Source organism: Xanthomonas sp. NCPPB 1067, assembly GCF_020783795.1.
Lineage (GTDB): Bacteria > Pseudomonadota > Gammaproteobacteria > Xanthomonadales > Xanthomonadaceae > Xanthomonas > Xanthomonas melonis.
Window position 1 is genome coordinate 39,889 of record NZ_JAJGQG010000030.1, and the last position, 12,438, is coordinate 52,326.

Genomic DNA, 12,438 nt, shown 5'->3' on the forward strand with positions numbered 1-12,438 from the left:
ATGCTGCATACAGATTGAGTCGCCTTCTGTCTGAGCCTAGATACGCGCCTGTGCATCTCACTGCGATGCAAAATCAGTTCCGATGCGGGTGCTTCACTATCGTCGTTGCTCATGCGACTTCCAGGCTCGCGTCCATCAGAACAACGACCCCTGCACTGGCACGGCAGTGGATTGTTCTCTTGCTTGCGTGACGGGTTCCGCCTGCTGCTGCGCACCCAATCGCCACGCCAGTCCCGAAATCCGCGAGGCGTGCCGTGCGAGCGCGGCGCGGATGACCGCTTCGTTGCCGGCCAGGTGCAGGGCGCGGCGGGCGCGGGTAATGCCGGTGTAGAGCAGTTCGCGGCTGAGCACGCGGGCGTCGCGGGTGGGCAGCTGCAGCCAGACGCTGTCGAATTCGCTGCCTTGCGCCTTGTGCACGGTCATGGCGAAGGCGCTTTCGTGGGCCGGCAGCGCGGCGGGGTGGAAACCGCGCACCTGGCCGTCGCCGTCACCTGCGAACCAGGCGACCAGCGGGCCTTGGGCGCGGCTATCGGTGGCGGGGGTGTCGCGGTGTGCGTTGGTGCGGTCCTGGCTTGGGCTCGAAGGCAGGGCCTGGTTGCCGCGCGCCATCAGGGTGATTGCATCGCTTTGGTCGGAGCTGGGGTTCGCTGCGCTGCGCCCCGGGAAAGGACTCGCTTCGCTTCGCAAACAGATGCCGACGTCGCCATTGAACAGGCCATGGCGGTAGCTGTTTTCGGTGATCAGCAGCAGGCGACCATGAAACCAGGGCGAGCCGCTGCCGAGGCGGCGGGCGCCGACGCCGGTTTCGGCCAGCAGTTGTTCGATGCGGGCGTTGAGGCCGCGCACGCCTTGCGGGCCGGCGCGCACGGCGGTGAGCAGGCGCAGGCGGCCGGCGGCGCGCAGGGCGTCGGCGGGATCGCTGGCGTCGGCCAGCGCACGCCAGTGGGCGAGCAACGCGTCGCTGCCGAGTGCCAGCGGGTCTTCGCCGTGTTCGTGGAAGTGCACGCCGGGCAGTTCGCCGCTGCGCAGCAGGGCGAGCGCGGTATCGGCATCGCCGGCGCGGACGGCGTCGGCCAGCGGGGCGAGCGCGAAGTCGTCTGCCTGGCGGTAGCCGCGCAGCAGGTGCACGCGGTGGCCGGTGAGGCAGCCGGTGTCGGCGGCGGGCGGCGGGGAGACGGCCGGGGCGCTGCCGAGCAGCGGTTGCAGGGCGCTGGCGTCGCCGGGCTGCAGCGCATCGCCGGGGCCGGCGGCCTGCAGGATGGCGGCGAGGACGTCGCCGGCTTCCACCGACGGCAGCTGGTCGGCGTCGCCGAGCAGGATCAGCTGGGTGCCGTCGGCGACGGCGTCGACCAGCTTGCACATCAGCGGCAGGTCGACCATGGAGGCTTCGTCGACCACGATCAGCTCGAACGGCAGCGGGTTGTCGGCGGTGTGGCGGAACTGCGGGGAGTCGGGGATGACGCCGAGCAGCCGATGCAGGGTGCTGGCGCCGGTGGGCAGGGCGCTGTTCCAGGAAGGGTCGTTGGGAGCGCTGCCCTCACCCGCCCTGCGGGCACCCTCTCCCGCAAGCGGGAGAGGGGAGCTGCCGGGGTGCGGCGCGGTGGACGGCTGCGTGGGATCGGCCAGGGGAGCACTGCCCTCACCCGCCCTGCGGGCACCCTCTCCCGCCTGCGGGAGAGGGGCGCTGCCGGGGTGCGGTGTGGTGGACGGCTGCGTGGGATCGGTCGGGGGAGCACTGCCCTCACCCGCCCTGCGGGCACCCTCTCCCGCAAGCGGGAGAGGGGAGCTGCCGGGGTGCGGTGCGGTGGTCGCGACAGGGTAGGCGCTGAGCGGTGGCAGGCCCTGGTCCATGGCGCGTGCCACCGCCTGCTGCAGGCTGTCGGCCATGCGCTCGGCGGCGCGACCGGTGGGGGCGGCCAGGGCGATGCGGGGCATTGGCTGGCCTGCGGCGTGCGCGTGGGCGATGCGCAGCAGCAGCAGGCGGGCGATGGTGGTGGTCTTGCCGGTGCCGGGGCCACCGGTGACCAGCAGCAGCGCGCGACGCAGCGCCAGTGCGGCGGCCCAGGCCTGGCGGTCCTGGCCGGTGGCGGCATGGGGGAACAGCGTAGCGAACAGATCGCCGAGCGCAGCGCTCTCGACGGCGGGCATGGTCTGCGCGGCAATCCGGGTGAGACCGGCGGCCAGGCGCGCTTCGTATTCGCGATACCGGCGCAGATAGAGCAGGCCGTGTTCGAAGGCGAGCGGCGCGTCGGTGGCAGACGGCGCCAATGCGTCGCCCGGCTGGGCGATCCACGGCGAGGCGCGCAATTGCGCGATCCAGTCCTCGGCAGCGGGCCAGGCGAGGTCGGCATCGACCAGCAGGTGTGGGCGCAGCGGATCGAAGCCGGCGTGGCCATTGGCGACCGCCAACGAGGCCAGCGCGGCGGCCAGCAGCACGGCATCGGGCGTATCCGGCTGCAACCGGCGCAGGCTCTGCGCGAACGCATGGTCGAGCGTGCGCACGTGTTTCCTGGCGAGCAGATCGGCGAGCAGACTCATGGACGGGCCTCGGCGTCCGTACCGGCGAACCGGGCGTGCCCGATTTGGGCCTGGGCCGTTACCGCGACGTTGTCGACTATCTGCACGTGCCGCTTGGCATGCGGACCGGGGCACAGGCTCATGGCTGGGCCTCCACGGCCGTGCTGGCGAACGGGGCGTAGTCGATCCGGACCTGGGCTACGACGACATGATGGAACACCCGCACGTGCCGCTTCGCCAGCAGACAGGCGAGCGGGGTCATGGCTGGGTCTGACCGGTGTACCGGCGGACCGGGCGTGCCCGACCTCGACGTGGGCCGTTACGACGACATCTTCCAACACGCACACATGCCGCGTGGCACGCGGATCGGGGCGCGGGGTCATGCCGGTTCCTCGACCGGTGTGCCGGCGAACAATGCGTCCAGCGCCTGGACCAGCGCCGGGGCGAAGCGCCAGGCGTGGACGCCGGGCGCCGACGTCCCGTCGATCGACGGGCGGGCCGCGTCCAGGCCGCGGCAGAACAGGTAGCGCACGCCGCCGAAGTCGCGGGCGTAATCGTAGCCATCGCCCAGGCGGAAGCGCAGCCAGCGGTGCAGGGCCACGGTATAGATCAACGCCTGCAGGGTGTATTCGCTATGCGCCATGGCACGGGCCAGGGTATCGGCGTCGTAGCTGGGCAGGCGGTTGGATTTGTAGTCGAGCACGTACCAGCGGCCATCGACGGTATAGGTGAGGTCGATCAGGCCGGTCATCAGGCCTTCCAGGCGCTGGCGAGTGCCGAAGGCCTGGCGCTCGCCGGCCACGTCGAAGCGGTGCAGCAGCGCCAGCAGCGCATCCACGCGGGTGGGCTGCATGGCGAAGTGGAATTCCATCTCGTTGCGGCGCTGCGGCTCGGGCACGGTGGCCAGGGCGCTGCCTTCGGGCAGGATCACGGTGAGGGTGTTGCCGATCAGCGCGGTGAGCATGCGCAAGCCGTCCTCGCGTTCGTCCTGCGCGTAGCCGCCGCGTTGCAGCGCTTCGATGATCGGGGCGGCCTGGCCCTCCGGTGCGGGGTCGCCGGGGCGCCAGTGCTGCCAGGCGGCGAAGTCGCAGCGTTCGAACACATCGTGCATCACCACGCCGAAGCGGTTGCCGGCAAAGCGCGAATCGAACGGCTCGGCCTCGGTGGGCACTGCCGCGACGTCGCTGGCGGCGGGTTCGTCGCTGCCGCCACTGCCCACCACGGTGGCGCTGGCCATCGGGTCGGTGGCCGCGCCGGCATCGGCGTTGGCCAGCTGGGTGAAGCTGTAGACCCACCACTCCGGTGCGATCTGCCGCTGCGGGATGCGCGCAGGCGGCACCTGCGCCTCGGGCGGTGCGGGCAGGCGCGGCAGATGGGCCGGCGGCAGGGCGGTGTCGACCATCACCATGCCCTCGCCTGCCGCGCCCTGCAGCGCGTCGAGCGCGCGCAGCATGCCGGCCAGCGGCGTGCGTTCGTGCTGGTGGAAGCTGCCGCTGGCGATCCACAGCGCATGCTCGGCGCGGGTCAGGCCGACGTACAGCAGGCGCGCGTCTTCGGCGCGTTGTTCCTGCCTCCACGCAGCTTCGGCGGCGCTCCAGGCGGGATCGTCCTTGTCCCGGCTCCATTTGGACACATTCCAGTGCAACTGGCGCCCGGTCTGCGGCGCATGCACCACACAGTGGCGGCCAGCGCCCTTGTCGCTGCGGCCGATGCCGATGTACGGCAGGAACACCAGCGGGTACTCCAGGCCCTTGCTCTTGTGTAGGGTGACGATCTGCACGCGGCGCGCGTCCGATTCCAGCCGCAGTTGCTGGGCTTCGTCTTCTTTATCGGCATTGGCGATGCGGCGCGTCAGCCAGTCGACCAGGCCATGCGGGCCGAGCGCGCGCGCGTCGGCTTCCTGCAGCAACTCGGCCAGTTGCAGGTAATTGGTGAGGCGACGTTCGCCATCGGCCAGGGCGAGCAGGCGCTGCCCATGCGTGGCGCCGAGCTCGCCGATCAAGGCGAGCGGGCCGCCCCGCTGCCAGCGTTCGCGCCAGTCCAGCGCCTGTTGCTGCCAGCGCCGATGCCGTTCGCCATCGCGCTCCAGCGTGGCGATGGCCATGGCGTCTTGCCCGATCAGCACCGTGGCCAGTGCGGCGCGCAGGCGGCTGTCGTCGCCCGGATCGAGCAAGGCCTGCAGCAGGGCCAGCAGCTCCAGCGCTTCGTCGGTGGCGAACAGGCTTTGCTTGCCGGCCGCCACCGCCGGAATGCCTAGCGCACCCAGCGCCTGCTGGATGCGGGTGGCTTCGCTGTGGTTACGCACCAGCACGGCGATGTCGCCGGCCTGCACCGGGCGGCCGTTGATGGTGCCGTGGCCGTCGCGGCCAGCGGTCAGCCAGCCGCCGATCGCTGCCACGCAGGCGGTGGTGGCCAGCTCGCGGGCGCGGCCGGCGCTCCAGGGTTTGGGCTTGCCTTTGGGCGGCAGCGGCGGTTCGGGCGCGCGCCAGAGCGTCAACGCCGGGGCGGTGGCACCGTCGCGTTGCAGGTCGGTGTCCAGCCGTTTGGTGCCCGGCTGCACCGGATGGAAGGCGATGCCGTCGGTGAGGAAGGCGTCGGTGTAGCCGGCCTGCGCATACAGCGCATCGATCGCCGCCAGCACGCCGGGGCGCGAGCGGAAATTGTGGCTCAGCGGTGGCGCCAGTTCGGCGCTGACCGCCGCCGCCAGATAGGTGCGTACATCGCCGCCACGGAAGCCGTAGATGGCCTGCTTGGGATCGCCGATCAGAAACAGCGACGGCGCCAAGCCGGCCGCCAGCGCGAGCGCGCCGTTGCCGAACACGTTGGAAAAGATCGCCCATTGGCGGTCGTCGGTGTCCTGGAATTCGTCCACCAGCGCGATGGCGTATTGCGCGCGCAGCCGCCTGACCAGGGCCTCGCCCTGCGGGCCTTCCAGCGCCTGCGCCACGCCATCGACCAGATCGTCGTAGGTCTGCACGCGACGCTGGCGCTTGAGCAGGGCCAGCCGCGCGATGGCATCTTCGCGCAGGGCATGCAGCAGGCGGATGCGGCGCTGCTGCTGCCATTGTTGCACCTTCAGGTCGGCCTGTTGCCAGACTTGAAGTGCGTCGAACAATGGCGAACACGGTACGCGTTCTTGCGCGCCGTCTTTGCAGAACTCGCGCATGCGTGCCGGCAGCAGTTTGTCCAAGTGTCCCTTCTCGTCCAGAACCCAGTGGGCATCGGCGCTGCCGTTCCATAGCTGTTGGAAGGCCTTGTCGAAACTGGCGCGGCGCGCGCGGCGGCCATCGAAGACCTTGTTATCGAATGCCGAAGCGATAGCGTCGTATGCAGCGTCGCCGTGCGCGTGCAGGGCGGCGACCAGGGCTTGCGCGGCCGCGTGGCGGATCGGCGTCGGGTCGGGCGCTGGCGGCGCGGATGAAGGCAGCAACTGCGAATGCCGCACCAGCACGCGCAGATCGGTGGCCAGCTCCGGCGGGCCACCCGACCATAGGGCGACCAGATCCTCTGCCATCGCCGCATCGGCGGCGCGCTGGCGCCACAGGTCGGCGGCGACTTCGCCCAGCAGTTCGCGGTCGTTGGCGAGCAGTTGCGGCGCGGCGAAGGCCTGGCCGCTTTCCAGCGCATGTTCGCGCAGTACGCGGGCGCAGAAACCGTGGATGGTGAACACTGCGGCCAGATCGATTTCTTCCACCGCCTGCTGCAGGCGCCGGCGCAGGGTGGCCGGGGTTTCACCGCTGGCCGCCAGATGCGCGGCGAGGATGGCGCGGGTGAGCAGGACGTCGGGCGCGTCCTGCAGGAGCGGACCTGGCCGCGACGGATCGTCGGCGAGGTCGGTCGCGGCCGGGGCCGCGCCTACGGGGGCGTCGGGGACCAGGGTGGCGGCCAGCACCAGCCGCTCGCGGATGCGCCGGCGCAGTTCCTGGGTGGCGGCTTCGGTAAAGGTCACCGCCAGGATCTGGCCAATGCGCAGGCCGCGCTCGACCACCAGCCGGGTGAACAGCGTGGCCAGGGTGAAGGTCTTGCCGGTGCCGGCGCTGGCCTCGATCAGGCGCACGCCGTCCAACGGCAGCTGCAGATACGGGTCGGTCACGGTGGACGCGCTCATTCGCCGTCGTCCTGCGCGCCATGCCAGTGCCGCCAGCTTTCGCGCACGCGCTGCGGATCCAGCGCTGGGTCGGTGTTGGCGCGCTCCAGCAGATCGTAGAGACGATGGCTGGTGGCGGCGAAGTCGCCGAAACGTTGCGCATCGGCGAACGGGTCGCGGCCGCGATGGACCAGGCGCAGCTCCGGGCTGTGCGACTCACTCCAGCCGAAACTGGACTGCCACTGCCCGGCCGCGTCCTTGATGGCCCTGTCCAGATCGTCGCTGCGCGCGGCCTGGTGGTATTTCCAGCTGCTGTAAGGCGCAAACGGCAGCGGCGCCTGCAGGCCCTGCCGATACAGCTGCAGCAACTCGCCCAGCGCCGCACGCGCCTGTGCCTGCGACAGCGGCTGCGCATCGATGGGATGCGGGCCCAGGCCGTCGTCGTGGTCGAAGAAGCGCACGTACGGCACCTGCTCGCCGGCGGCGCGCAGCAGCAGCCATTCCAGGCCGTGCCGGATCGCGTTGCGGCCGGTGAGCGCGCCCACCTGCACGCGCCCCACGCCATGCGCGTACCAGCCGGGCACGCGGCCATGCAGCGCGACATCGCCGATCTGCACCTGCAGCCGCTGCGACTGCGCTTGTTCCTCGCCACGCCATTGCCGGAAGGCCTGCGCATACGGGCGCAGTTGTGCCAGCCGTTCGTCGAGCTGGCGGCGCCCCAGCGGGCCAGAGGGCAGCAGCGCGCGTGCGCGCAGGCGTTCGTACAGCCCGTCCACTTCGTCGGCCAGCGCAGCCTCGAACACCTGCTGCTGCAGGCCATGGTGCTCCAGCCCGCGGGTGGGTGCGAGCAGCGGTTCCAGATCGCTGTCTTCGCTGGCCGGATCGGGCAGGCGCATGCCCAAGCGGTGGCGCAGGAACTGCCCGGCCGGATCGCCGAACAAGCGGCGCAGATCGTCGATGGACACCCGCTCGGGCAGGGCGCTGTCGTCGGCCGGCAGCGCACCGGCCACCCACGGCGCCAGCGGCTGGCGCTGGCCGGTGAGGCTGTCCACCGCCGGGCGCCATTGCCGGCGATAGCTGAAACGGCGCGGGTCCGTACCCGCCTCGTTCTCTGCGCCGAAGGCGGCAGCGGCGAACGGCTGCAGCGGATGGTGTACCACCAGGGCGTCGGCGGCATCGGGGGCGGCGTGAGACTGCGCGGCGGTGGCCAGCAATTCGCTGACCAGCACCGAGGGCTCGCGCGGACTGCCATCGCGCGCGTCGGCGCCGAGATAGCTCAGGTAGAACACGTCCTGCGCGGAGGCGAACAACTGCAGGAACAGAAAGCGGTCGTCCTCGCGGGTGGAACGGTCGCCATGCCGCCGACGCTCGGTGCCCAGTTCGGCGGTCAGGCGATTGAGTCCGGCGGCCGGATCGCGGCGCGGGAAATCGCCATCGTTCATGCCCAACAGGCAGATCACCCGGAACGGCAGCAGGCGCATCGGCACCATGCGGCCGAAACTGATGCCGCCGGTGAGCAGCGGCGCGCGCGTATCCGATTCGCCCAGCACCGCGGCGAAGTGCGCACGCACCACCTCGGCCGGCACGTTGCCGGCGTACTGCGCGCGCTGCGCATCGCGGGCGAACTGGTCGATCAGGCTGCGCAGCCGGTCCAGCGCGCGCTGCGCCCGTGGCGCCGAGGGCGCAGTGGGAATCAGCGCATCCAGCAGCTCCAGCAGGCGTTCGCGCCAGTCGGCCGGCGGCAGCGACTGGGCCAGTGCGGCCTGGTGCCGTTCCAGCACGCGCAGCAGGCGCAGCAGCGTGTCCAGCGCGGCCAGCGCGCTGCCTTCCAGCTGCGGCCACGGCGCCACACCGTCGATCTCCTGATCGGTGCCGCTGGCGTGGCCGAGCAACAAGCGGTCCAGGGCGAAGCGCCAGGTGTAGGCGTCGTCGCCCGGAGCCTGATGCTGGCGCCGATGCAGCCCATCCAGGCCCCAACGTGCGCCAGCCGCGTGCAGCCAGCCGCGCAAGCGCTCCAGACCGGCCTCGTCCAGCCCGGCCGCCTCGGCGATCGGCGCGCTGGCGAGCAGGTCCAGGATCTCGTGCAGGCCGAAACGCGCGATCGGCAGCTTCAGCAGGGTGAGAAACACCTCGGCCAGCGGTTCGCTGGCGAGCGGGCTGGCATCGGCCAGGGCGTACGGCAGCGCGCCGTCGTTGCCGTGGCTGCCGAACACCGCGTCCAGATACGGCACGTAGGGGTCGATGTCCGGCGACAGCACCGCGATCTCGCGCGGCTGCAGCGGCGGCTCGAAGCGTGCATCGTCCAGCAGCGCGCGCAACTGGTCGTGCAACACCTGCAGCTCGCGCAGCCGCGTGTGGCAGGCGTGCACCTGCAGGCTGGGGTCGTGCAGATTCACCGCCGGCAGCGCGGCCGGGACGGCAGGAGCGCGACGATGGAACAGATCGCTCTGCATGCGCCGCAGCAGGCTGTCGCCCAGGCCGCCCGCCGCCAGGGTGCGCCGGCCGGACTCCAGCGGATCGGCGTAGGCGGCGATCTCGGCCAGCGGATGCACCACCTCGTGATCGCCGATCAAGGCCATGAAATCGCGCCCGGCCGCCCCCCAGGCCTGCAGCAGCGGGTTTTCCTGCACCTGATCGGCGAACAACGCCACCGCCCCGCCTTCGCGGCGGCGCTGCCACAGGGTTTGCAGATCGCCCCAATACCCTTGCGTGGGGGTGGGCAGATAGAAATGCAGCGTACCCACGCGTGCCTGCGTGGCCAGCACGCGCAGCACATCGGGCGATACGTTGAGGATGGCGAAGGCGAACAGCCGGCCGGGCAAGCCCTGCGGCAGCGGCCCATCGCTGCGGGCATGGCGATCCAGGTACTGGCCGATGCGGCGTGCGCGGTACTGGCGGCCGGTGGCGATGCTGCGCCATAGCCGCGCCTGCGGATCGTCCACGTCGGCACCGGCTTCCCAGCGCAGCAACCAATCGCGGCGCCAGGCCTGGTATTTCTCGAACACGCTGGCCAGTTCGCCAGCCAGCGCCCACGGCTTGAGCACATCGCCATCGGCCAGATAGCCGGCCAGCGGCGCCAGTGCCGCGTCGCGGCCCAGATCGGCCTGCAACGCGGCATACAGCCGCCACTGCGTGGTGGCCATGTCCAGATCGTCGTCGGCCGGGCCGAGGTTGCGCTCCAGCGCGCGCGCGACAAATTCGCCGGGCGTGAGAAATTCCAGATTCGCCGCCACACCGTGCTCGGCCGCCAGTGTGGACTGCAACCAGCGCCGCATCGCCACCTGTGGGATCAGCACCACCTCCGGCTGCAGCAGTGGTTGCCCGGGCACCGGGCGGCGCAGCTCCTGCGCGAGCAGGGCAGCCAGGGTATCCAGCGCATTGGATGGATAAAGACGGAAATCGGGCGCGGATGTGGCGTGCATGCGTGCAGGCATTGTGCCGGATCGCGTGCAGGTGCGCGTTGGCGCCGCCTTCGCGGGCAGCAGCACCGCGGCGCGCTGCTGCACTGCGCGTCCCGGCCGGCAACCGCTCGCACCGTCATCGTGCCTGCACCCGGACGCGTCGCGTCGCCGCATGCGCCCATGAAAACGCAATGGGCCGAACGTCGCGCCCGGCCCATTGCATTGCTCACCGCATGGTGTGGACCGCGATCAGTACTTCTTCTCCAGATTGATCATCCAGGTCTGATCGGTGTTGCTGTCGCCGTCGGTGATGCCGCGATACTCCAGACGCGTGGACAGCCCCTGATCGGTCAGCAACGCCGCGCCGATACCCACCATCAGGCGATTGCGGTCGAACGCGGCCTGCCCGGTGCGGTAGAACGGACCGCCACTGAGATCGGCGTAGCTCAAGGTCGCATCGCCACGGCCCTGGAAGTCGCGCTGATATTCCATGCGCAACTGCGGGGTCAGCCGGCCCCAGGCCACTTCGCGGCGCCATTCCAGGCGCAGGCCCAGGTTACCGGTGGTGGTGGCCACATCCATGTCGGCATAGCGCAGCGCGAACGGCGCCACCCCCTGTTCGACGTAACCATCCAGCGTGGCGCGCGCCACATCCACGCGCGCATACGGGGTCACCTGCAGCGCGCCGCGTTGCAGATCCGCACCGGTGGACAGCGAGGCGATCCACTGCTTGCCGTCGCGGTTGCCTTCGGCCAGCGAGCTGTCGTCGGTGACGAAGCGGCGCAGGTCGTAGGACAGCAGCTGGTAGCCCACCAGGGTGTCGAAGAAGAACGCCTTGCCCGGATGGAAGCTGGCGTACAGGGCCATGGTGTAGGCGGTGCCCTTGCTGCGGCTGCCGAGCGTGCCCACGTCGCTGTCGTCGCGGCCCCAGCCCAGACCCGCACCGATCGCCAGCGACGGTGCCAGCCGGTAGTCGGCACCCACGCTCAACCCATCGGTCTGGAAGTCCACGCCGTTGCTGTTGGCCTGCCGGTTCAGGCTGCCCGAGCGGATCGCACCGCCGATCCACAGCCCCAGGTCGCCCTGGTCCTGCGCACCGGTGCTGCTACCCGCGGCCACCGCCGGCGCATCGCGGAAGTCGTTGTCGGCATCCTGCGTGCCCGGGCTGCAGGGCTGCGCACTGACGCCGCGATCGGCTTCACGGCAATGCGAGGTGGGCTGGAAGCTCACCGCATTGGTGAACCTGCCGCCGCCACGGTGGGTGGCCTCCAGACGACGCTGGAAGTTGTCGATCTGCGCCCGCGCGAAACGCCGCGTGGACTCGGACTGCGCATCGATCAGGCCACGCACCTCCGCATCCTGGCTCGGGTCGCGGCGCGGTGCGATGTTGAACACCACGTTGGCCGGTACCGAGGTGGCGAACGCATTGGACAGGGTGAACTGCACCGTGGCCTGGCCGACGAAGGCCGGGTTGGGCGTGAAGGTCAGCACGAAGCTGGGCGGCTCGGCCATCGCGGTCGCCGCCGTCGATGGGCCGGAAGCGCCCGCCGCCGAAGCGATGGCCGCACCGCCGACGCGGGTGATGGTGGCGGTACCGGCCGAGGCCGGCAGCACCGCGACCACCGCGGCGGCCACGAACGGCCCGCCGGTGGCGTTGCGGGTGATATCCACCTGCTGCGCTTCGCCGGGTACCGCCTCTGCGGTCACCGACACCGCCACCGGCCGCGCGTTCACGGTGATGGTCAGCGTGGCTGCCGCCGAGGTCCCGCCGCTGCCGCTGGCGGTATAGCGCACGACGTCGGTGCCGATGAAGCCGGCACTGGGCGTGTAGATCAGCTGCAGACCATCGACCACGGCGGTGCCATTGGCCGGCGCGGCGGCAATGGCGATCGTGCTGATCGTCCCGGTGTCGTTACCGGTCACCGCCACGGTCACCGCGGTGCCATCGACGGTCTCTGCAGCGTCGTCGACCGCCACCGGCGCGGCACTGCCGACGGTGAAGGTGTAGGCCTGCGCGGCGCTGGCGCCACTGCGGTCGGTCACGGTGATGGTGAAATTGCTGCTGCCTGCGGCGCTGGGGGTGCCCGACAGCACGCCGTTGGCGGCCAGGGTCAATCCTGCCGGCAGGGTGCCGCTGGTCACGGCGAAGCCGTACGGCGCCACGCCTCCGCTGACGGACAGGGTCTGCGTGTACGCGGTGCCGCTGACCGCCGGCGGCAGGGTTCCCTGCGCGATCACCAGCGTGGCCGCGTTCACGGTGAGCACATAGCTGCGCGATGCCTGCGCGGCCGGGCTGGGCGTGCTGTCGGACACGGTGAGCGTGAAGTTGAAGGTACCCGCCACCGTCGGCGTGCCACTCAGCCCGCCGCTGGCCGGATCCAGCGTGACGCCCGCAGGCAGCGCGCCCGCGCTCAGCGCATAGCTGTACGGCGC

The 12,438-nt window shown here is 70.9% G+C and carries 5 protein-coding genes; all 5 read right to left on the reverse strand.

The features are described from left to right. Nucleotides 1-135: 135 nt before the first annotated feature. Complete coding sequence (locus tag LL962_RS17845) at nt 136-2,538, reverse strand: AAA family ATPase (protein WP_228317877.1); 2,403 nt, start codon at nt 2,536-2,538, stop codon at nt 136-138. A gap of 118 nt (nt 2,539-2,656) precedes the next feature. Beyond that, entirely contained in the window at nt 2,657-2,779 is a 123-nt protein-coding gene (locus LL962_RS20930; protein ID WP_255626414.1) for a hypothetical protein, read from the reverse strand. A gap of 117 nt (nt 2,780-2,896) precedes the next feature. Continuing rightward, nucleotides 2,897-6,625: an exodeoxyribonuclease V subunit beta gene (gene recB, locus LL962_RS17850; RefSeq protein ID WP_228317878.1), complete on the reverse strand. Its 3,729-nt coding sequence runs from the start codon at nt 6,623-6,625 to the stop codon at nt 2,897-2,899. Next, nucleotides 6,622-10,026, reverse strand: a complete 3,405-nt coding sequence (recC, locus tag LL962_RS17855) for an exodeoxyribonuclease V subunit gamma (RefSeq protein ID WP_228317879.1) — start codon at nt 10,024-10,026, stop codon at nt 6,622-6,624. The genes recB and recC overlap by 4 nt, the downstream gene beginning before the upstream one ends. Nucleotides 10,027-10,254: 228 nt before the next feature. Further along, the coding region (locus LL962_RS17860) for an autotransporter domain-containing protein (protein ID WP_228317880.1) at nt 10,255-12,438 on the reverse strand (2,184 nt) is incomplete at its 5' end.

Bases quoted from the DNA above. Each gene is read 5' to 3' on its own strand.
- recB (WP_228317878.1), bottom strand. From the start codon at position 6,625: ATGAGCGCGTCCACCGTGACCGACCCGTATCTGCAGCTGCCGTTGGAC.
- recC (WP_228317879.1), bottom strand. From the start codon at position 10,026: ATGCACGCCACATCCGCGCCCGATTTCCGTCTTTATCCATCCAATGCG.
- LL962_RS20930 (WP_255626414.1), bottom strand. From the start codon at position 2,779: ATGACCCCGCTCGCCTGTCTGCTGGCGAAGCGGCACGTGCGGGTGTTC.
- LL962_RS17845 (WP_228317877.1), bottom strand. From the start codon at position 2,538: ATGAGTCTGCTCGCCGATCTGCTCGCCAGGAAACACGTGCGCACGCTC.